At 68.2% G+C, this 20,973-nt stretch carries 21 protein-coding genes and 1 pseudogene; 11 read left to right on the top strand and 11 right to left on the bottom strand.

All coding sequences use genetic code 11. From position 1 onward, the window contains the following. Positions 1–43: 43 nt before the first annotated feature. Entirely contained in the window at positions 44–991 is a 948-nt protein-coding gene (locus KU887_RS31225) for an alpha/beta hydrolase (RefSeq protein WP_109343065.1), read from the top strand. Next, positions 988–1,353: a hypothetical protein gene (locus tag KU887_RS31220; RefSeq protein ID WP_006483389.1), complete on the top strand. Its 366-nt coding sequence runs from the start codon at positions 988–990 to the stop codon at positions 1,351–1,353. The genes KU887_RS31225 and KU887_RS31220 overlap by 4 nt, the downstream gene beginning before the upstream one ends. Positions 1,354–1,394: 41 nt before the next feature. Here the strand turns inward: KU887_RS31220 and KU887_RS34620 are convergent. The 5 genes and pseudogenes from KU887_RS34620 to KU887_RS31200 all read right to left on the bottom strand — a co-directional run. Further along, positions 1,395–1,540 (bottom strand): annotated as a pseudogene (locus tag KU887_RS34620) (LysR family transcriptional regulator); the annotation flags it as partial. Between the two features lie 100 nt (positions 1,541–1,640). Then, entirely contained in the window at positions 1,641–1,868 is a 228-nt protein-coding gene (locus tag KU887_RS31215) for a tautomerase family protein (RefSeq protein WP_006483372.1), read from the bottom strand. A gap of 48 nt (positions 1,869–1,916) precedes the next feature. Beyond that, positions 1,917–2,654, bottom strand: a complete 738-nt coding sequence (locus KU887_RS31210) for an SDR family oxidoreductase (protein WP_258258730.1) — start codon at positions 2,652–2,654, stop codon at positions 1,917–1,919. Positions 2,655–2,682: 28 nt separating this feature from the next. After that, positions 2,683–3,609: a carboxymuconolactone decarboxylase family protein gene (locus KU887_RS31205; RefSeq protein ID WP_354142603.1), complete on the bottom strand. Its 927-nt coding sequence runs from the start codon at positions 3,607–3,609 to the stop codon at positions 2,683–2,685. Next, positions 3,606–4,016, bottom strand: a complete 411-nt coding sequence (locus KU887_RS31200; RefSeq protein WP_006497975.1) for a cupin domain-containing protein — start codon at positions 4,014–4,016, stop codon at positions 3,606–3,608. Before KU887_RS31200 ends, KU887_RS31205 begins: the two co-directional genes overlap by 4 nt. Before the next feature lie 130 nt (positions 4,017–4,146). Between KU887_RS31200 and KU887_RS31195 the strand changes: the two genes are divergently transcribed. Continuing rightward, a complete protein-coding gene (locus tag KU887_RS31195; RefSeq protein ID WP_006497974.1) occupies positions 4,147–5,055 on the top strand; it encodes a LysR family transcriptional regulator in 909 nt (302 codons plus the stop codon). Positions 5,056–5,253: 198 nt separating this feature from the next. Here the strand turns inward: KU887_RS31195 and KU887_RS31190 are convergent, their stop codons facing one another. Then, positions 5,254–5,940 (bottom strand): TetR/AcrR family transcriptional regulator, encoded by a 687-nt coding sequence (locus tag KU887_RS31190; RefSeq protein WP_034203937.1) that lies wholly within the window; start codon positions 5,938–5,940, stop codon positions 5,254–5,256. 52 nt (positions 5,941–5,992) lie between these two features. Here KU887_RS31190 and shc point away from each other — a divergent pair, with 52 nt between their 5' ends. Beyond that, on the top strand, positions 5,993–8,032 hold the full coding sequence (gene shc / locus KU887_RS31185) for a squalene--hopene cyclase (RefSeq protein WP_080331942.1): 2,040 nt from the start codon (positions 5,993–5,995) through the stop codon (positions 8,030–8,032). Positions 8,033–8,099: 67 nt separating this feature from the next. Here the strand turns inward: shc and KU887_RS31180 are convergent, their stop codons facing one another. Beyond that, positions 8,100–9,014, bottom strand: a complete 915-nt coding sequence (locus tag KU887_RS31180) for a LysR substrate-binding domain-containing protein (protein WP_006497971.1) — start codon at positions 9,012–9,014, stop codon at positions 8,100–8,102. 149 nt (positions 9,015–9,163) lie between these two features. On the opposite strand from KU887_RS31180, the gene KU887_RS31175 reads away from it, so the two are divergent. From KU887_RS31175 to KU887_RS31155, 5 genes are all read left to right on the top strand, one after another. Beyond that, complete coding sequence (locus KU887_RS31175) at positions 9,164–10,288, top strand: FAD-binding oxidoreductase (RefSeq protein WP_006497970.1); 1,125 nt, start codon at positions 9,164–9,166, stop codon at positions 10,286–10,288. After that, positions 10,281–10,580, top strand: coding sequence for a (2Fe-2S)-binding protein (locus tag KU887_RS31170; protein WP_006485198.1), 300 nt, complete (start codon positions 10,281–10,283; stop codon positions 10,578–10,580). The genes KU887_RS31175 and KU887_RS31170 overlap by 8 nt, the downstream gene beginning before the upstream one ends. Beyond that, positions 10,577–12,013 (top strand): NAD(P)/FAD-dependent oxidoreductase, encoded by a 1,437-nt coding sequence (locus KU887_RS31165; protein ID WP_258258723.1) that lies wholly within the window; start codon positions 10,577–10,579, stop codon positions 12,011–12,013. Before KU887_RS31170 ends, KU887_RS31165 begins: the two co-directional genes overlap by 4 nt. 40 nt (positions 12,014–12,053) lie before the next feature. Then, a complete protein-coding gene (locus KU887_RS31160) occupies positions 12,054–12,836 on the top strand; it encodes an ABC transporter substrate-binding protein (RefSeq protein ID WP_006485210.1) in 783 nt (260 codons plus the stop codon). A gap of 111 nt (positions 12,837–12,947) precedes the next feature. Beyond that, positions 12,948–13,889 carry a LysR family transcriptional regulator gene (locus KU887_RS31155; protein ID WP_006497968.1) on the top strand — a complete coding sequence of 314 codons (942 nt, stop codon included), beginning with the start codon at positions 12,948–12,950 and terminating at the stop codon, positions 13,887–13,889. Here KU887_RS31155 and KU887_RS31150 read toward each other — a convergent pair. Both KU887_RS31150 and KU887_RS31145 read right to left on the bottom strand, forming a co-directional pair. Then, positions 13,882–14,196, bottom strand: a complete 315-nt coding sequence (locus KU887_RS31150) for an NIPSNAP family protein (protein ID WP_006497967.1) — start codon at positions 14,194–14,196, stop codon at positions 13,882–13,884. The two genes, KU887_RS31155 and KU887_RS31150, sit on opposite strands and share 8 nt — an antisense overlap. A 54-nt stretch (positions 14,197–14,250) precedes the next feature. Further along, positions 14,251–15,414 carry an iron-containing alcohol dehydrogenase gene (locus tag KU887_RS31145; protein ID WP_034203934.1) on the bottom strand — a complete coding sequence of 388 codons (1,164 nt, stop codon included), beginning with the start codon at positions 15,412–15,414 and terminating at the stop codon, positions 14,251–14,253. 227 nt (positions 15,415–15,641) lie between these two features. Between KU887_RS31145 and KU887_RS31140 the strand changes: the two genes are divergently transcribed. Next, positions 15,642–16,958 carry an MFS transporter gene (locus KU887_RS31140; protein WP_006497965.1) on the top strand — a complete coding sequence of 439 codons (1,317 nt, stop codon included), beginning with the start codon at positions 15,642–15,644 and terminating at the stop codon, positions 16,956–16,958. A 103-nt stretch (positions 16,959–17,061) separates the two neighbouring features. Here KU887_RS31140 and KU887_RS31135 read toward each other — a convergent pair whose 3' ends face one another. Then, a complete protein-coding gene (locus tag KU887_RS31135) occupies positions 17,062–18,081 on the bottom strand; it encodes an aldo/keto reductase (RefSeq protein ID WP_048988556.1) in 1,020 nt (339 codons plus the stop codon). A 101-nt stretch (positions 18,082–18,182) separates the two neighbouring features. Between KU887_RS31135 and KU887_RS31130 the strand changes: the two genes are divergently transcribed. After that, on the top strand, positions 18,183–19,094 hold the full coding sequence (locus tag KU887_RS31130) for a LysR family transcriptional regulator (protein WP_006497963.1): 912 nt from the start codon (positions 18,183–18,185) through the stop codon (positions 19,092–19,094). Between the two features lie 60 nt (positions 19,095–19,154). On the opposite strand, the gene KU887_RS31125 is transcribed toward KU887_RS31130, so the two are convergent. Further along, positions 19,155–20,738: an aldehyde dehydrogenase (NADP(+)) gene (locus tag KU887_RS31125; RefSeq protein WP_077190586.1), complete on the bottom strand. Its 1,584-nt coding sequence runs from the start codon at positions 20,736–20,738 to the stop codon at positions 19,155–19,157. Between the last annotated feature and the right edge of the window lie 235 nt (positions 20,739–20,973).

Raw genomic sequence — 20,973 nt, 5'->3', positions numbered from 1 at the left:
GCCCGAAGTTCATCACCACACGGATCAGGAACGTCATTCACACATGATGCAGACGGAAATCGAAATACCGGGGCCTGTCGGCCCGCTGAGCGGCACGCTGTCGTCTCCAGCGGCGGGCGATGCTCCGGTGGTGCTGATCGTGCCGGGATCGGGTCCGACCGACCGGAACGGCAACGGACCAAACGGCCTTCAGGCATCGACTTACCGGTTGCTCGCCGAAGGATTGCTCGGCCAAGGTATCGCGTCGGTTCGCATCGACAAGCGCGGCATGTACGGTAGCGCTTCGGCGATCGCGGAAGCGGACGACGTCACGATCGACGACTACGCGGCAGACGTCCGCGCGTGGGTGGCGGCCATCCGTGCGCGGACCGGTGCGCGCCGCGTATGGGTGCTGGGGCATAGCGAGGGAGGATGGGTCGCGTTGTCGGCGGCGCGGCAAACCGCCGACATCCGCGGCCTGATCCTCGTGTCCACGCCGGGGCGGCCGCTCGGACAGGTGTTGACGCAGCAACTGCGGTCGAACCCCGCGAATGCCGCCGTTCTGGGCAACGCGATGTCGATACTCGAATCGCTCGAAGCCGGGAAGACGGTCGACGCAGCCACGATCGATCCTGCACTGATGCCGTTGTTCAGGCCGCAGGTTCAGCGGTTCCTGATGAGCGAACTGGCCATCGATCCGGCGGCCCTTCTGGCCGGGTATGCGAAACCGGTGCTGATCGTGCAGGGCGCGCGCGATATTCAGGTGGGCGTGCAGGACGCGCAACGGTTGAAGGACGCGAGTCCAGGCGCCCGGCTGACGATCGTCGCGAATGCCAATCACGTGCTCAAGGCCGTTCACACGGATACGCTCGACGACAATCTTGCCGCGTATTCGAACCCGGATCTCCCTTTGGCAAGCGGTGTGGTGGAAGCCATTGCGGCGTTCGTTCAGGCATCGCCAGACGATCGGTGCGCGCGCCACGCGTTTCCGCAACAAAAAACCGAGCGATGATCCACACGATTCGATTCCGGGTTCGACCGGTTTATCACGGTAGCGATCTGCTGGTCGAAATACTCGACGACCATCGTGCGGCCGACTTTCCCGACGTCGCCGCCATGCTCCGGGATGCGCTGCATTCCGTCCGGCTCGCGCATCCGGACGGCCTCGACGACCCGCAGATCGCCGGGTCGCAGGACCGCTATTTCAGCTATTGGTCGTATGCCCGCGGCCACTATGAAATCGACGACGATCTCTGGGGATGGTGCGTGACCGCGCCGGTCAACAATCGGGCCATCGTCGCTGACATCGAACAGGCGCTGCTGGCGACCGGACGATTCGTCAAGGAAGCCGCGGATGTCGGCAAGTTTGCATAACGCCAACGGACCACATCCCCCGACACGTCGCCCCTACCCCGCTAATCCAGATACGGCGCCAATACGCCCCCGATCCAGTCCATGAAAGCCCGCACGCACGGCGAAAGGTTGCGCCGATGAGCGACGGCGAGCGATGCGGCGAGCGGCTCGGGCCGCCAGTCCCCGGCAACACCTCGACGAGCGCGCCGCGTCGACATAGGCGCAGCCGCACTTCATCGTGGCTTCGGCACGGGGACTTGCACTTGCAGAGCGATCTGTGTCAAAGCCGGCGTGCCTGCGATGCGCGCTTACATCCGGTAGCCCGGTTTTTTGTACAGCGTTGCGGCACGCGCCTCGATATCCGGACGATAGACTTCTTCCTTCCACCTATCCGAGGGAATTTCCTCGAAGCCGACTGACACGGACTCCTGACCATAACCGAGTATCGTCATCACGTCGCGTGTGATGGCGTCCGCCAGACGTTGCTTCTGCTCCTCGGTTTTCCCGGGCCACGCTTTGACGATGATGTGGGGCATAGCGTTCTTCTCCGACATTCGACAACGGCCGCATGCGCGCGGCCGTACTCAATAGGCCTGATTCGTGGGCCGGAACAGCACTTCGTTGATGTCCACGTCGTCGGGCTGGCTCATCGCGTATTCCACCGCGCGCGCGAACGCCGATGCCGGGATGGCCTGCTGATACACCTGGCTCATGCCCTTCGCGACGTCCGGGTCGGTAATGGTCCGGGTCAGCTCGGTCGCCACCGCCCCCGGCGACAGGATGGTCGTGCGGATGTTGTGCGGCTTGACCTCCTGCCGCAAGCCTTCGGTCAGCGCGCGCACCGCATGCTTGGTCGCCGCGTACACGGCGCCGCCCGGGCCGACCTTGTGCCCGGCCACGGACGACACGTTGATGATGTGCCCGCCCTTCTGCCGGATCATGTGCGGCAGCGCGGCGGCGATGCCATACAGCACGCCCTTGATGTTGACGTCGATCATCCGGTCCCATTCGTCGACGTGCAGGCGTTCGAGCATCGAGCTCGGCATCAGCCCCGCGTTGTTCAGCATCACGTCGATGCGGCCGTGCAGGTTGACCGCGCGGTCGACCAGGCGCTGGACTGCGTCGCGTTCGGTGACGTCCGTTTCGAGCATCGCTTGCCGTCCCGCGCCGATTTCGTCGGCGAGCCGCTCCAGCCGGTCCACGCGACGCGCGCCGAGCACCAGCTTCGCACCACGTTGCGCCAGATGCCGCGCGGTTTCTTCGCCGAGGCCGCTGCTCGCGCCCGTAATAACGACGACCTTGCCGTCGATGTTGCCGGTCATGATGTTCCTCTCTTCAGTTGCGCGCAGGTCACGCCGCGCGCCGTGAAAACACGTCCTTGAACACGGGCATCGCCGAAAAGACGTTCGGCCATCCCGCGTAGAACGCCAGTTGCGTCAACGCCTCGGATGCCTCGGCCTGCGTGAGCCCGTTGTCCATCGCGCGGTTCAGGTGATACGGGATCTGCGCCACCTGGCCGTTGGCGACGAGCGCACTCACCGTCACCAGGCTGCGGTCACGCGGCGCGAGCCCCGGGCGAAGCCACAGGTCGCGAAACAGCGCATCGGTCGTGTACTCGACCACGCCCGGCGCGACGGCGCCGAAGTTTTCCGCGACCGTCCGTGCGCGCTGCGCCTCGGCCGCCTCGTTCAGCGGCAGCGGCGTGGCGTCCGCCGGCGCAAGCTGATCGGGCCCGATGCCGCGTTCGTCATAGACGTGCTTGACGACGATCGACGCGGCGCTCGCGTTGGCCCATCCCGCGTAAAAGGCCAGGTGCGCGATCATTTCCGATATTTCCGCGGGCTTCACGCCGTGATCCAGCGCGAGGCGGACATGCAGCGGCATCTCGACGGTCTGGCCGCGGGCGATCAGCACCGACAGCGTCACGATGCTGCGATCGCGCGGCGACAGGTGCGGCCGCTTCCACAAGCCGTCGAACACGGTGTGCGTCGTGTATCGCTCGAAGGCCGGGGCGACCGCTTTCAAATCGGGGGAAGACAAGGGTTCCTGCATGGTGTCGGTCCTTTGCATGTGAGTGCACGCGGCGGCGAGCAGCGCCAGGCCCGTCGCGGCGACGAACCGCAACGGGCGACGCGTGCGATCGTCACCGTGCGCCGTATTGCACATCGGTGACGGGTTCGGGCCAGTTGACGTTGCGTCCATCGCTTTTCGCCCCGTCAACCGACGCGGCCAACGACCTCCAGCCGGCATCGGAGTCAGGGCAGCGGGCGCGTTCATTGCGGTTCGCCGCTACCGAGGTATTGCTCGTCCGTCACCTTGTCCAGCCAGTCGACGTTCTTGCCGTCGAGCGCTTCCTGAATCGCGATATGGGTCATCGCGGTGGTCGACGTCGCGCCGTGCCAGTGCTTGTGACCGGGCGGGCACCAGATCACGTCGCCCGCGCGGATCTCGACGCGCGGCTCGCCGTCGCATTGCGTCCAGCCACAGCCGGCGGTCACGAGCAGCGTCTGGCCGAGCGGATGCGTGTGCCATGCGGTGCGTGCGCCCGGCTCGAACGTCACGCTGGCGCACGACACGCGCGCCGGCGGCGGCGGTGCGTTCAGCGGGTCGATCCGGACCGTGCCGGTGAACCATTCGTCGGGGCCCTTGATCGAGGGCTGCGAGCCCGCGCGCTTCAGTTCCATGATGTCGTCCTCTACCGAAAAAGGTGCCGCATGGATCGCTCCGGCGGCCAGCCATCCCACTTTAATGACTCGCGATTCATGCGACTAGATGGCAAAATCGGCATAGGCCTATGCTGTGGTGCATGAATCAATGGAAGACTTCAACGACCTGGCGGCGTTCATGACCGTCGCGCGCGAGCGCAATTTCACGCGGGCGGCCGCGCAACTCGGCGTGTCTCAATCGGCGTTGAGCCGAACGGTGCGCGCGCTGGAGGGGCGCATGGGCATTCCGCTGCTGACGCGCACGACACGCAGCGTGTCGCCGACCGAGGCCGGCCAGCGGTTGCTGGAATCGATCGCCCCACGCTTTCAGGAAATCGAGGTGGAACTGGAATCGCTGCGCGCGATGACGGACCAGCCGGCCGGCAACGTCCGGATCACCGCGACCGACTATGCGGCGAACGAGTACGTGTGGCCACGGCTGCAACCGCTGCTGCGCCGGTATCCGGCGCTCAAGGTCGAGCTGGTGAACGACTATGGTCTGACCGACCTCATCGCGGGCCGCTACGACATCGGCATACGGCTCGGCGACCAGGTCGCCAAGGACATGGTCGCGCAGCGTATCGCGCCGGACATGACGATGTCGATCATCGGTTCTCCCGATTACCTCGCGTCCCGGCCCGCGACGAAAACGCCGCAGGACCTGACACAACACAACTGCATCAATCTGCGGTTGCCGACCAGAAACGCGCTGCTATCGTGGGAGTTGAGCAAGGGACGCCGCGAGTTGCAGGTTCGCGTCGAAGGGCAGTTGACGTTCAACAACGTCTATCAGATGGTCGACGCGGCGCTCGCCGGCTTCGGGCTCGCATATGTGCCGAAGGATCTGGTCGCGCATCACGTCGAAGCCGGCCGGCTCGGCTGGGTGCTGGAGGACTGGTTTCCGACGTTCGTCGGGCATCACGTCTATTACCCGAGCCGGCGCAAATCGTCGCGGGCGGTGGAGCTCGTGGTCGACGCGCTCAGGGCCGGGTATCAACGCAACCCGCGGCAAGGATGAGCGGTCACGCCCGTGGGTCAACAGTCGGCAGCGTCCGAAAGGCCATGCCCCATGCACGCGCTGCCGCGGGATCGAACCGAGCGGGGTTGAGTCCCGGGCAAACGTGATCGGCCATCACGACCTCGATACGCGTGGCACGTCGAACCCCGCCGTCGCGCGACAGAATCTCGCCTGACGACATCGATCCCGTGCCCCGCATCACTTCGGAAACACGCCCCTGCTCATCGCATCGAGCTGCCGGACGATTTCCGCGCGCAATTCGGCCGATATCTCGATGCTGTCGAGCAGTTCGGAAATCCACAACCCGTCGGCCGCGAGCCGGCAGATCATCAGCGTCGCGGCCTGCTCGAGCGGCACCGGGTCGGGTCGCGTCCATTCTCGCATCGGCACCGACCAGCGCGCGCGCGTGTCCTGCTCGGTGATCATCGACGCGACGAGCACACGCAGCACGTCGGTACTCGCGGCCGGATTGGCCGCATCGAGCACCGCATGCAGATACGCGCGCGCCGCCGCGCCGTCGCCGCCGGAATCCACCGCCATCCGCGCGGCCATCTGCGCGCCGAACCGCTCGGTCGCCTGCCCGAACAGCGCATCCAGCAGCCCCTGCTTGTTCGCGAAGTGATATTGCAGCGCGCCTTTCGTCACGCCGGCACGCTCGGCCACCGCATCGAGCGTCAATGCGGCCACGCCGTGATGCGTCGCGATCTCCGATGCAGCCGCCAGCAATTGCGCGCGCACCTGGTCCGGCGCTTTTTTTCGCCGCACGCCGGCCACGGCGGCAGCCGGCGGCGCCGATGATCCTTCAGGGGCCCGTGCATCGGGCGCTCCGGCCGGTTCGACGGGCGCGGACACGTCGCGCGGCGCGGGTTCGAGGCGTTTTTTCATGGTGCGGATGGTAGCACTGCACGTCTCGAGATAAACATTCCGGCTGGATGGTATGATCCGCCGCATGAACAAATCGGCCCCCTCTCCCTGGTCCACGCTCGACACTGCCATCGCCCGTGGACGCGACGCACTCGTGCGCCTTCAGCAGCCCGACGGCAGCTGGTGTTTCGAACTCGAATCCGACGCGACGATCACCGCGGAATACATCCTGATGATGCATTTCATGGACCGGATCGACGACGTGCGCCAGGAGAAGATGGCGCGCTACCTGCGTGCGAACCAGCGGCTCGACACGCACGGCGCCTGGGATCTGTACGTCGACGGCGCGCCGGACGTGTCGTGCAGCGTGAAGGCGTACTTCGCGCTGAAGGCGGCCGGCGACAGCGAACAGGCGCCGCACATGATCCGCGCGCGCGACGCGATCCTGAAGCTCGGCGGCGCGGCGCGCTCGAACGTGTTCACCCGCATCCTGCTCGCGACGTTCGGCCAGGTGCCGTGGCGCGCGGCGCCGTTCATGCCGATCGAATTCGTGCTGTTCCCGAAGTGGGTGCCGATCTCGATGTACAAGGTCGCGTACTGGGCGCGCACGACGATGGTGCCGCTGCTGGTGCTGTGCTCGCTGAAGGCGCGTGCACGCAATCCGCGCAACGTCTCGATCCGCGAGCTGTTCGTCACGCCGCCGGAACAGGAACGCCGCTACTTCCCGCCCGCGCGCGGCATGCGCCGGCTGTTCCTCGCGCTCGACCGCGCGGTGCGGCATATCGAGCCGCTGATGCCGAAGCGCCTGCGGCAGCGCGCGATCCGGCATGCGCAAGCGTGGTGCGCGGAACGGATGAACGGCGAGGACGGGCTCGGCGGCATCTTCCCGCCGATCGTCTACAGCTACCAGATGATGCAGGTGCTCGGCTACCCGGACGACCATCCGCTACGCCGCGATTGCGAAAACGCGCTGGAAAAGCTGCTGGTCACGCGGCCGGACGGCAGCGTGTATTGCCAGCCGTGCCTGTCGCCGGTCTGGGATACCGCCTGGAGCACGATGGCGCTCGAGCAGGCGCGCGGTGTCGCGGCGCCGGAAACCGGCGAGACGGCTGCCGGCACGCTGCGCGAACTCGACGAGCGCATCGCACGCGCGTACGACTGGCTGGCCGCGCGGCAGGTGAACGACGTGCGCGGCGACTGGATCGAGAACGTCCCGGCCGACGTCGAACCGGGCGGCTGGGCGTTCCAGTACGCGAACCCGTACTACCCGGACATCGACGACAGCGCGCTCGTCACCGCGATGCTCGATCGCCGCGGCCGCACGCATCGCCACGCGGACGGCACGAATCCGTACGCGCCGCGCGTCGCACGCGCGCTCGACTGGATGCGCGGGCTGCAATCGCGCAACGGCGGCTTCGCGGCGTTCGACGCCGACTGCGACCGCATGTATCTGAACGCGATCCCGTTCGCCGATCACGGCGCGCTGCTCGACCCGCCCACCGAGGACGTATCGGGCCGCGTACTGCTGTGCTTCGGCGTGACGAAGCGCGCGGAAGACCGCGCGTCGCTCGCGCGCTGCATCGACTACGTGAAGCGCACGCAGCAGCCCGACGGCAGTTGGTGGGGGCGCTGGGGCACGAACTACCTCTATGGCACGTGGAGCGTGCTGGCCGGTCTCGCGCTCGCGGGCGAGGACAAGTCGCAGCCCTATATCGCCCGCGCGCTCGACTGGCTGCGCGCGCGGCAGCACGCGGACGGCGGCTGGGGCGAGACGAACGACAGCTACCTCGACCCGACGCTGGCCGGCACGAACGGCGGCGAGAGCACGTCGAACTGCACCGCGTGGGCGCTGCTCGCGCAGATGGCGTTCGGCGACTGCGAATCCGATTCGGTGAAGCGCGGCATCGCGTATCTGCAGTCGGTGCAGCAGGAAGACGGCTTCTGGTGGCACCGCTCGCACAATGCGCCGGGCTTCCCGCGCATCTTCTACCTGAAGTATCACGGCTATACCGCGTACTTCCCGCTGTGGGCGCTCGCGCGTTATCGGCGGCTGGCGGGTGCTGCCGCGGCGCCCCCGGCCGCGGTGGCGGCCGCCGACACGGCGCTCGCCTGAGCGGTCGCGCGCCGGGGTGCGCCGACGCCCCCGGCGCGACCGCCGCGGCCATTCCTTCCCGGCCGGATCACCCGGCCCCCTGCTCCCGCATCCTGGCGAACGCGTCGCGCAAATCCGCGCAGAACGCGTCGCCGATCATCGACAGCGGCTGCGACGCGGACGTCACCAGATAGAAGTGATCGGGCACGGCCGGCTCGAACGGCTTGACGGCCACGCGCTGGCCCGCATACGCGGCCGTCACCGGATCGATCAGCGCGACGCCCGCGCCGTTCGCGACGAACGCGACGATCGTCTGCGACAGTTGCGCCTCGATCGACAGCACGCGCGACACGCCGGCTTCCACGAATACGCGATCGATCGCGCTGCGCGCCTCGAAGCTCGGCGGAAACGAGATGAACGCTTCGTCGCGCAGGTCGGCCGGCTGCACGACGCGCTTGCGCGCGAGCCGGTGCCCGCGCGGCACGATGCAGCACATCGCGGCTTCCGCGAGCCGCTCGCCACGCACCGCCGGGTGCGGGACGGGTTCCGCGATCAGCCCCACATCGCATTGCCCGGACGCGACCTTGTCGACGACGGTGGACGCGCTGTGCGCGAGCAGCGTGATGTCGACCCCCGGATGCGCGTGCGAGAAACGCGTGACGAGTTCGGGCAGCAGATCGAGCGCGACGGCGGGCGAGCCGGCCACGCGCAGCGTGCCGCGCCGCATCGCGCGGATCTGCTCGGCGGCCTGCGCGACGCGGTCGAGCCCGACGAACGCGCGTTCGACCTCCTCGTACAGCACGCGCGCCTGCGCGGTCGGCGTGAAACGCCCCTGCTGCCGCTCGAACAGCACGAAGCCGATCCGGTCCTCGAGATCGGCGATCAGCCGGCTCACGGCCGGCTGCGAGATATGGAGATCGCGTGCCGCGCGTGTGACGGTATGGCGCTGCATCACCGCGCGAAACGCTTCGATCTGACGAATCCTGAGCGAGGGCGTGGTCATAACACTGGATTATGGAGCGTTGATCAAGCTGTATTGGACAGCACATTTTGCCTGTCCGAACATCGGTTCCGCAACGTACTGAAAGCAAGGAGCCGCGCCGCCATGGGATATAACACGCAACCGCCTCACCCGCGACACCGGAGCCGCGCATGACCGTGCGCCGCTTCGACGTCGTCGTGGCCGGCGGCGGTCTCGTCGGCATGGCCATCGCGTGGGGCATCGCGCGTCTCGGCCAGCGCGTCGCGGTGTGCGACGGCGACGACATCGCGTTTCGCGCGGCGCGCGGCAATTTCGGGCTCGTGTGGGTGCAGGGCAAAGGCGGCCGCTGCGTGCCCTATGCGCGCTGGTCGCGCGAATCGTCCGAGCGCTGGCATGCGTTCGCCGCGCAGTTGCAGCGCGAAACCGGCGTGGATTGCGCGTTCGAACGCCCGGGCGGCATCGAGCTGTTCGAACACCGCGCGGAACTCGACGGCGCGACCGACCTGCTCGAATCGCTGCGCCGGCAGGAAGCCGCGCTGTCGTACGAAGTCCTCGATCCGGCGGCGCTGCGCCGGCGCATTCCGTCGGCGTCGCCGTCGCTGGCCGGCGCGCTGTGGTCGCCGAACGACGGTCACGCGAATCCGCTCTATACGCTGCGCGCGATGCTGCAGGCGTTTCAGCGGTGCGGCGGTGTCTATCTGCCGCGCAGCGAGGTCAGCGAAATCCGCCCGCACGCGGGGCGCTTCGAGATCGACACGCGCCACGCACGGCTCGAAGCCGGGCGCGTGGTGCTCGCGGCCGGCCTCGACAACGCGCGGCTCGCGCCGATGGTCGACCTGCGCGCACCGATCTCGCCGTTGCGCGGCCAGATCATGGTCACCGAACGGCTCGCGCCGTTTCTCGACTATCCGACGCTCGTCGTCCGGCAGACGCCGGAAGGCTCGGTGCTGCTCGGCGACTCGGCCGAAGACGTCGGCTTCGACGACGGCCAGACGCGCCCGGCGATGGTCGACATCGCGCGTCGCGCACGCACCGCCTTCCCCGCGCTCGCGCATGCACGCATCGTGCGCGCGTGGGGCGCGCTGCGCATCATGACGCCCGACGGCCTGCCCGTCTACGAGGCGTCGACCACGCATCCCGGCGCGTTCATCGCGATCTGCCACAGCGGCGTGACGCTCGCGGCAACCCACGCCGATCTCGTCGCGCCGTGGATCGCCGGCGGCGCCGCGCCGGCCGACCTGTCCGCCTTTACCACTGCGCGCTTTGACGCGCCCACGGAAGCCCGGCATGTTTGAATCCCTCGTCCCCGCCGCCGCGACGCTCGAACGCGTGCGCATCCATATCGACGGCACGCCGCACGACGTGCCCGCGCAATACAGCGTCGCGGCCGCGATGCTCGCCGCCGGTTCGGCCGCGTGCCGCACGAGCGCCGTGAGCGGCGCGCCGCGCGGCCCGTTCTGCATGATGGGCGTGTGCTTCGACTGCCTCGTCGAAATCGACGGCGTCCCGAACGTGCAAGGCTGCATGACGCCCGTCGCCGACGGCATGCAGGTGCGCGCGATGCACGGCAAGGCGAGGCTCGCATGACGCGCCGCCAGTGCGACCTGCTGATCGTTGGCGCCGGGCCGGCCGGGATGGCGGCAGCCATCGCCGCGCGCACGGCCGGCTTGTCGGTCGTCGTCGCGGACGAAGGCCGCGCGCCCGGCGGCCAGATCTACCGCAACGTGGCCGATGCGCCGGCGCCGCTCGCGCAATGGCTTGGCGCCGACTATGCGGCCGGCCGGCCGCTCGTCGACGGCCTGCTCGCCAGCGGCGCGCATTACCTGCCGCGCAGCGTCGTGTGGCAGGTCGCATTCGAACCGACACCCGTCGCGATGCTCACGCAGAGCGGCCCGTCGCGCGGCACGCTCGAAATCGGCCCGCGCGCGGTGCTGATCGCGACCGGCGCGCAGGAGCGGCCGTGGCCGGTGCCCGGCTGGACGTTGCCCGGCGTGATGGGCGTCGGCGCCGCGCAAACGCTGCTGAAAGCGTCCGGCCTCGCGCCGTCGGCCGACGCCGTGCTCGCGGGCAGCGGCCCGCTGCTGTGGCTGTTCGCCGCGCAATTGCTGAATGCGGGCCGGCGCGTGCGCGCGCTGGTCGATACGACACCGCGCGACGCGTGGCGCCGCGCGCTTCCCCATGCGCTGCCGGCACTGCGCGGCGTCGACTATCTGCTCAAGGGCTGGCGCATGCTGCGTGCGGTGCGCGACGCCGGGATTCCCGTCCATCGCGGCGCGACCGACATCCGCATCGACGGCGACGATCGCGCCGAACGCATCCGCTTTCGCGACGCGAAAGGCGTCGTGCAAGCGCTCGACACGTCCCTCGTGCTGCTGCATCAGGGCGTCATTCCGTCGACGCAGCTCGCGCGCGCGTTCGGCTGCGCGCATGAATGGGACGAAGCGTCGGCATGCTGGCGCCCGCAGCGCGACGCGCGCGGCCGCAGCAGCGTGCCGCACGTCTGGATCGCGGGCGACGGCGCAGGGATCGGCGGCGCACAGGCGGCGGCACTCGCCGGCGAAGTGGCGGCGCTCGACATCGCCCGGCAACTCGGTGCGCTCGACGCGCAACGGCAGGCCGCACGCGAACGCCCGGTGCTGCGTGCATGGCGCCGCCATCTCGCGGTGCGCCCGCTGCTCGACGCGCTGTATACGCCGCCCGCCGCGCTGCGCCGCCCCGACGACGACACGATCGTGTGCCGCTGCGAGGAAGTCACGGCCGGCGAGATTCGCCAGCTCGCGGCGCTCGGCTGCCAGGGGCCGAACCAGATGAAGGCGTTTACGCGCTGCGGAATGGGTCCGTGCCAGGGGCGCTGGTGCGGCACGACGGTCGGCGAACTGATCGCCGACGTGCAGCAGCGCGGCATCGGCGACGTCGGTCACTACCGGATCCGCGCGCCGATCAAGCCGGTCACCGTCGGCGAGATGGCCGACGCCCTCGAACTGTCGAACGATTTTCAGCGCGGCGAATTCCCGAGCTGACGCGCACGCCCACTCTTCCCCACACGAACGGAGCCAGACCATGAAGACGCGCCTCACGATTCTCCTTTCCGCCGCCGCGATGGCTGTCGCGTCGCTGGCGTCGGCGAAGGAATGGACGACCATCCGCATCGGCGTCGACCCGACCTACCCGCCGTTCGAGTCGACCGCGACCGACGGCAGCGTGAAGGGCTTCGACATCGATCTCGGCAACGCGCTGTGCGCGAAGCTGAATGCGAAATGCGTGTGGGTGTCGAGCAGCTTCGACGGGCTGATTCCGGGGCTGCAGGCGCGCAAGTTCGACGTGATCCTGTCGTCGATGGCCGCGACCGAACAGCGGCGCCAGCAGATCGACTTCACCGACCGCCTGTACCGCAACCAGACGCGGCTGATCGCGCGTACCGGGTCGGGGCTGCTGCCGGACGCGGCAAAGCTCGCCGGCAAGCGCGTCGCGGTCGAACAGGGCACGGTCCAGGAAACCTATGCGCGCGAGAAGTGGGCGGCCGCGAAGGTCGAGGTCGTGCCGTATCCGAGCTACGACCAGGCGTATGCGGATCTGGTCACCGGGCGCGTCGACGGCGTGCTGATGGATGCCGTGCAGGGCCAGCTCGGGTTCCTGGCGACGCCGCGCGGCAAGGGCTTCTCGTTCGCGGGCGGCGTGGTGTACGACGCGAAGATCATGGGCAACGGCGATGCGGCCGGCGTGCGCAAGGCCGACACCGACCTGCGTGACGCACTGAATCGCGCCATCGCGCAGATTCGCGGCGACGGCACGTACAACGCGATCCAGTCGAAGTATTTCGACTTCGACATGTACGGAAATTGACCGCATGCGCGGGTGATCCGAAGGCCGGAAAACCCGCGATTTCTTGGCGATCCTCAGGATCGTTTATGGGCCGGACGGGCTATAATGCGCGCTTTCGGTTTGGTCGTTGCCATGAAGCCGCTGGCCGTTCCCTCCCTCGCCAATATCGCGTCGCGCCTTCGCCTCAAGCAGCTCAAACTGCTGATCGCGCTCGAAAACCACGGTTCGCTGCACAAGGCCGCCGAAGAGATCGCGATCTCGCAGCCCGGCGCCACCAAGGTGCTGCGCGAGATCGAGGACATCCTCGGCATGCCGCTGTTCGAGCGGCAACCGAAGGGCCTCGTCGCGAACGACCTCGGCCGCTGCGTCACGCGCTACGCGCGCCTCATCTACAGCGACCTCGAACACCTGCACACCGAAGTCCTCGCGCTCACGCAGGGGCATGGCGGCCATCTCGCGGTCGGCGTGATCATGGGCGCGGTGCCGCTGCTCACGCGCGCGCTCACCGACCTGCGCCGCCGCCAGCCGAACCTGTCGGTCGAGATCGTCGAAGGCACCAGCGCGAGCCTGCTCGCGCTGATCGACGACGGCCGCATCGACCTCGCGATCTGCCGCAACGGCAACAGCCGCCGCCCGGAAGCGTACGACTACCTGCCGCTGAAATCCGAACCGCTCGCGGTCGTGACCGCGCGCACGCATGCGCTCGCCGGGCGCGACACGCTGACGCTGCGCGATCTCACCGATGCGGAATGGGTCGCGTATCCGGTCAACACGCCGATGCGGCTCGCGCTCGAACGCGCACTGGCCGACGCCGGCATCGAGGTGCCGCGCTATCCGATCGAAACCGCGTCGACGTTCGCGACGCTCACGCTGCTGCAGGCAGACCCCGAGCTGGTGGCCGTGATCCCGCGCGAAGTCGCCGAGTTCGGCGAGCGCTTCGGCCTGATTGCGTGCCTGCCCGTCGCGATCCCGGCGCTCGACGAGCCGTACGGCGTCGTCGCCCGTACCTTCGCGCACCTGTCGCCGGGTGCGCGCCTGCTCGTCGAAACGCTGCAAGGTCCCCTGCTTACCTGATCGGCGAGAACGCGGCCGGGCGCAGCAGCTTCGACTCCATCTTCTCGAGCATCGGGAACGCCTTCGGCACGAACTTCTCGAGCCAGTCCGGATCCTCGTACAGCGCGGTACGGCGCTTGATGCGATCGTCGAGGCTTTCGTATGCCCAGATGTGGACGACCTGGTTCAGTTCGCCGATTTCCGTGTACCACCAGCCGACCAGCGTCGCATAGCGGGAGATCACCGGCAGCCCTTCCTTCTCGAAGTGCCGCAGGTATTCGTTCATCTTGCCGATCTGGACCGTGTAGGTCCGCATTTCGTAATACATGACTGCTCCTGGTTGAATCGATTCGGGTAATCGCACTTCGCGCGGGTCGCGCGATCAGAGTTCGCCGCCGTACGCGGCGCGGATGATGCCTTCGACGTCGCGCGCGGTCGTCAGCCGCGGGTTGACCAGCACGTTGCCGCTGCGCATCGAGTCGGCCACCATCTGCGGCAGGTGCGCGAGATCGACGCCGAGCTCGCGGATGTTCGACGGAATCGCGAGCGCGCGATTGAGTTCGACGATCTGCTCGACCAGTGCGCGCGCGGCCGTTTCCGCATCGACGCCGGTCACGTCGCCGCCGAGCGCTGCCGCGATGTCGCGATACAGCGCCGGGCAGGCCGGCCGGTTGAATTCGATCACGTACGGCAGCAGCGCCGCGTTCGCGATGCCGTGCGCGATGTTGAACACGCCGCCCATCGTGTGCGAGATCGCGTGCACGTTGCCGAGCTTCGACTGCGAAAACGCGACGCCGGCCAGGAACGAGCCGAGCAGCATGTCCTCGCGCGCCGCGAGATCGGAGCCGACGTAGAACGCGTTGCGCAGGCTGCGCCCGATCAGGCGGATCGCGCCCAGCGCGAGCGACTGGCTCACCGGGTTCGCCTGCTTCGACACATACGATTCGATCGCATGCGTCAGCGCGTCCATGCCGGTGGCCGCGGTGATCGCGGCCGGCAGCTTCAGCGTGAGCTCCGCGTCGAGGATCGCGAGCTTCGGGAACAGCTTGTGGCTGACGATCACGGTCTTGAACAGCGTTTCCTGGTTCGTGAACACCGTCGACGCCGTGCATTCGCTGCCGGTGCCCGACGTGGTCGGGATCGCGAAGATCGGCAGCGGTTCGTCCGGGATCTTGTTGTAGCCCTCGTAGTCGAGAATCGTGCCGCCGTTGGTGGCCATCGCGGCCACACCCTTCGCCGTGTCGATGCTGCTGCCACCGCCGACGCCGATCACGGCGGTGCAGCGATGCTCCTTCAGGAACGTCAGCGCGCTGTCGAGCACGGCCGTGCTCGGGTTCGCCTCGACGCCCGAGAAGATTTCGTAGGCGACGTCCGCGTCGCGCAGCGATGCGAAGAATCCTTCGAGCACGCCGCTCTTGATCAGGCCTTCGTCGGTCACGACCAGCAGCTTGCCGCTGAACAGCGGCTTCAGCAGTTCGCCGGCCTGCCGCGCGAGGCCGTTGCCGAATTTCAGCGTGGTGGGAAAGAAATATTGGAATGGGCTCATGGTGCTTTCTCCGTGTGAAGTCTCCGCACCGAACACTACAAGCGGCCGATTGCCGCCGGTAATGAAAAAACCGGATCGCCCGATAACGTCCGCTTATTCCCCGCGCGCCGCGCCGTTTGGTTATCACGCGATCACGAAGCGTCATTAGGCAAGACGCGGCCATGCCCCTACAGTCGCTGCACGGCGACGATGCCATCGCCCCCGCAACCATAACGACGGAGACACGCATGCCCCCCTCGACTTCCCCCGCCGTCCCGGCCGCCGCGCCGACTTCGCTCGACGCGGCGGCGCGGCCGACCAACGTCCGCTGGCGCATCTTCCTGCTCATGCTGCTGCTGGTCGCGATCAACTACATCGACCGCGCGTCGCTGTCGGTCGCGATGCCGCTGATCGCACCGGAATTCAACCTGTCGCCGGCGCTCGAAGGCCTGATGCTGAGCGCGTTCTTCTGGTCGTACGCGCTGATGCAGATCCCGGTCGGCGTGATGCTCGACCGCTATCACACGCGCGGCATCATCGCGACCGCGACGCTCGCATGGGGCGCGTTCCAGGCGCTCGGCGCGGCATCGCACAACTGGATCCTGCTGATGCTCACGCGCATGGGCCTCGGCTTCTCCGAATCGCCGGTGTTCCCGGCCGGCGCGAAGCTGATCGGCACGTGGCTGACGCCGCACGAACGCGGCCGCGGCGCGGTGCTGGTCGACGGCGGCGCGCCGCTCGGCAGCGCGCTCGGTGCGATCCTGATTTCCGGGCTGATCGCGTGGTTCGGATCGTGGCGCATCGCGTTCGTGATCGCGGGCGTCGGCACGATGCTGGTGGGCGTGCTCGTATGGCGCTACATCCGCAACCATCCGTCCGAGCATCCGGGCGTGAATGCGGCCGAGCTCGAACACATCACGCGCGCGAATGCGCCGACGCAAACCACGGGCGAACGCGTGCCGCTGCGCGAACTGGTGAAGGATCGCTCGGTGCTCGCGATGTTCGCCGGCTACAGCTGCATCCTCGCGGTGTTCTACGGGCTGCTGACGTGGATGCCGAGCTACCTGCACAAGACCTACGGCTTCAACATCGCGACGACGGGCGGCGCGACCTTCATCATCTTCATGTCGGGCTTCGTCGGCGAACTGATCGGCGGCACCATCGGCGATCGCTGGAAGGCGTCGGGCGCGTCGCCGAACCTGGTGATGCGCACGATGTTCAGCGGCTCGTCGCTGATCGCGGCCGCGTGCATCCTCGCGGCGGCCTATATCGCGAACGCAAACGCCGTGGTGCTGCTGCTGAGCATCGCGATGTTCTTCATCCGCTTCTGCGGGATGTACTGGAGCCTGCCGGCGATCGTCGGCGGCCCGGAACGCGCCGGCGTGCTCGGCGGCACGATGAACTTCTGCGGCAGCATGGTCGGCGTCGTGGTGCCGATCCTGATCGGCGTGATCGTCCAGTGGTCGGGCTCGTACTTCCTCGCGCTGCTGTTCTTCGTCGCGATGGCCGTGCTGATCGCGGTGTTCTCCAGCCTGATCGATTACCGGCCGCGCACGCACGGCTGACGGTCACGCAGCCGAGCTTTCCTTCTGCCGAAACGACGAGGCCCGCGCGAGCGGGCCTCGTCGCGTCGTCAGCGGCCAGACGGACTCGGCGGCGCTGACCGAATCAACGATCGATCGGCAGCGGCGCATCGGCCGCGACGAGCTGCTGCTCGCGCATCTCGCGCCAGAAATCGGCGGGGATCTCGAACGTCAGCGCCGCGGCATCTTCCGCGATGCGCTCCGGGCGGCTCGCGCCCGGAATCACCGCGGCCGTCGCCGGATGCGCGAGCACGAACTGCAGCGCGGCGGCCTTGACCGGCACGTCGTGGCGCGCGGCGATCGCGTTGATCCGCTCGACCTTCGCGACGACCTCGGGCGGCGCCTTCCGGTATTCGAAGTGCGCGCCGCCGACGAGCACGCCCGAGCTGTACGGGCCGCCGACGACGATCCCGACGTGACGGGCCGCGGCGGCCGGCATCACGCGCTGCAGCGCGCGTTCGTGATCGAGCAGCGTGTAGCGGCCGGCCAGCAGCATGCCGTCCGGTTGCGGTTCGGCGAGGTCGAGCAGCAACTCGATCGGCTCGACACGGTTCACGCCGAGGCCCCACGCGCCGATCACGCCTTCCTCGCGCAGCTTGCCCAGTACGCGAAATGCGCCCTTGCGCGCCACCTCGAACTGCGCGAGCCATTCGTCGCCGTAGATGTCCTGCGCGACGTCGTGCACCCACACGATGTCGAGACGATCGGTGCGCAGCCGCTTCAGGCTGTCCTCGATCGAGCGCAGCGTCGCGTCGGCCGAGTAGTCGCTCACCAGCCGGTTCGCGCGGCCGTGCGCGAAGATCCCGCTCTTCTCGCCGTAGTCGCGGGTGGCCGCTTCCTCCAGATCGTCGAGCACGATGCGGCCCACCTTCGTGCTGATGAAGTAGTCGTCGCGGCGCCGGCCGGCCAGCGCGTCGCCGAGACGCGCTTCCGCGAGCCCCGCGCCATACGACGGCGCGGTGTCGAAGTAGCGGATGCCGCGTGCCCACGCGGCTTCGACGGTCGCGTGCGCTTCCGCGTCGGGAATGTCGCGGAACATGTTGCCGAGCGGCGCCGCGCCGAAACCGAGCCGGTTGTCGGCGGGCAGCGTGTCGTTGAGAGCCATGCGTTTCTCCGGATGGGACAGGAAAGTGCGCCCAGTCTAGGTTGCATGAATAAGTCTGTCCAAGACATAATTCATCACACTTGAGTCCCATAAGGTCTTACATGCTCGACATCCGCCAGCTTCAATATTTCATCGCGGTCGCGGAAGAGGAACACGTCGGCCGCGCGGCCGAACGCCTGCACATTTCGCAGTCGCCGCTCAGCCGCCAGATCGCGCAGCTCGAGGAAAAGCTCGGCCTGACGCTGTTCGAACGCAGCCAGCAGCGCATTCGTCTGACGCGTGACGGGCGCACGTTCCTCAGCGAAGCGCATGCGTTCCTGCGCCATGCGAACCGGCTCGAATCGCTCGCGCGCCGGCTCGGTCGCGGCGACGAAGGCGGTCTGTGCATCGGCTATCTGGAAACGGCCACGCACTCGGGCGTGCTGCCGCGCGCGCTGAAAACGCTGCGCGCGGAGCGCCCGTCGGTGCATATCGCGCTGTACAACTATCCCTGCGCCGCGCAGCTCGAAGGCCTGCGCGAGCGCAGCCTCGACATCGCGCTCGTGACCGAGCCGCCCGCACCGGACGATCCCGAACTCGATTCGACGATGGTGCTGAACGATCCGATGCTGCTCGCGCTGCCCGACGGGCATCCGCTCGCGAAGAAGAAGACGCTGGTCGCCGACGATCTTGCCGCGCAGGCGTGGATCGGCGTCACGCAGCAGGAAAGCGCGCCGCGGCACGGCGCGTTCGTCGCGGCCTGTGCGAAGGCCGGTTTTTCGCCGGACATCTCGGTGGAAGCGACCGAGCCGCTCGCCGCGCTCGGGCTCGTCGCCGCCGGGCTCGGCGTGACGATGATCCAGCAAAGCCTGCGTCACCAGGTGCCGGAAGGCGTCGTGCTGCGCGAGCTGCCGTGGTTCAGCTACCGCACGCCGCTGTGGGCCGCGTGGCACAAGGTCAACCTGCGCCCGCTGGTGGGCATCTTCCGCGAGATCCTGACCGGCGAGGAGGTCGTCGCGGCAGTCGGCAAATAAGGCCGTGAAAACGCCGGGCGCCGGTGCGTCGCGACGCCCCGCCTGCCATTCGCTCGCCGCTTACCGCGCGAGCGTGAGCTTGCCGTCGAGCAGGCGGTTCAGCGCCCACGGGTTGCTCGTTCGCAATGCGTCGGGAAGCAGCGCATCCGGCATGTCCTGATAGCTGACCGGCCGCAGGAAGCGGCGGATCGCGAGGCTGCCGACCGACGTCGAACGCCCGTCCGCGGTAGACGGATACGGGCCGCCGTGCACCATCGCATGCGCGACCTCGACGCCGGTGCCGAAGCCGTTGACCAGCACGCGGCCCGCGCGCCGCTCCAGCGCCGGGAGGAATCGGCGCGCGTCCGCGTAATCGGCTTCGTCGAGATGAATCGCCGCCGTCAGCTGCCCTTCCAGCGACTCGACCAGCGCGAGCATCGTGTTCAGGTCCGGACACCGAACGATCAGCGACGCCGCGCCGAAAATCTCCTCGTGCAATGCCTTCGATTCGCGGAATGCGTCGGCGCTCGTCACGAACAGCGCGCCCTGCCCCTGGTTCGCACCGGCAGGCGCCTGGGCGCGCGCGACGGTCCGCACCTGAGGATGCTGCGCGAACACCGCGACCGCACGCTCGAACGCCTGGTGAATACCGGGCGTGAGCATCGTCGCGGCCGGCGCCTGCGCGAGCCGCCCGGCCGCCGCCGCGATGAAGCGTTCGAGCGCCGGCCCTTCCACCGCGAAGATCAGCCCGGGGTTCGTGCAGAACTGGCCGGCACCGAGCGTCAGCGACTGCACGAATGCCTGCGCGATCGCGTCGCCGCGTTGTTCCAGCGCGTGCGGGAACAACAGCACGGGGTTGATGCTGCTCATCTCCGCATAGACGGGGATCGGTTCGGGCCGCGCGTTCGCGATCGCGATCAGTTCGGTCCCCGCATGGCGCGAACCGGTGAAGCCGACCGCCTTGATGCGGCGGTCGCGCACGAGCCCCTGGCCGATTTCAAGGCCGCTGCCGAACAGCAGCGAGAACGTGCCTTCCGGCATCCCGCATGCTTTCACGGCCTGCTGCACGGCCATCCCGACGAGTTCCGACGTGCCGGGGTGCGCCGAGTGCGCCTTCACGATCACCGGGCAGCCGGCCGCGAGCGCGGACGCCGTATCGCCGCCCGCCACCGAGAACGCGAGCGGGAAGTTGCTCGCGCCGAATACCGCGACCGGGCCGACGCCGATATGACGCAGGCGCAGATCGGGGCGCGGCGCGGGTTGGCGTTCCGGCTGCGCCGGATCGATGCGCGCTTCGAGGTAGTCGCCCGCGCGCACCACGCCGGCGAACAGGCGCAACTGGCCGACCGTGCGGCCGCGCTCGCCTTCGACACGCGCGCGCGGCAGGCCCGATTCGGCGACGCAGCGCTCGACCAGCGCATCGCCGAGCGCGAGGATGTTCGCCGCGATCGCTTCGAGAAACTGCGCGCGTGCTTCGGGCGGGGTCTCGCGATACGCGTCGAAGGCCGCCCAGGCCAGCGCGCACGCTTCGTCGAGATCGACGACGGTCGCGCCGCCGAAAGCCGGCTCCATGCGTTCGCCGCTCGCCGCGTCGATCGCATACGTGACGCCCTGGGTGCCGCGCCGCGCGCGCTGACCGATCAGCAAGTTGCCTGCGATGTTCATTTCCGTTTCCTGTGTGGATCAATCGACTGGATGCGTTGGCGTCGACGCGCATGCAGCGCCGCCACGATCGACCACGATGGTTTCAAACCCGCCCGACCCGCGTCAATACTTCGCGCATGACAGCTTTTCATAGCGCTATGAGCGGCTCTCAATACCGGATGGGCGGCGCGATTTCTATACTGGCCCGACGTCGCGCCGCACCGGGCGCGCCCGTCCGATGCCGAATGCCCGCACG

This window comes from Burkholderia sp. EMB26 (assembly GCF_024730645.1).
GTDB lineage: Bacteria > Pseudomonadota > Gammaproteobacteria > Burkholderiales > Burkholderiaceae > Burkholderia > Burkholderia cenocepacia.
Note: the sequence above shows the minus strand (reverse complement) of the source record. Positions and strands in the feature narration are given on the sequence as shown.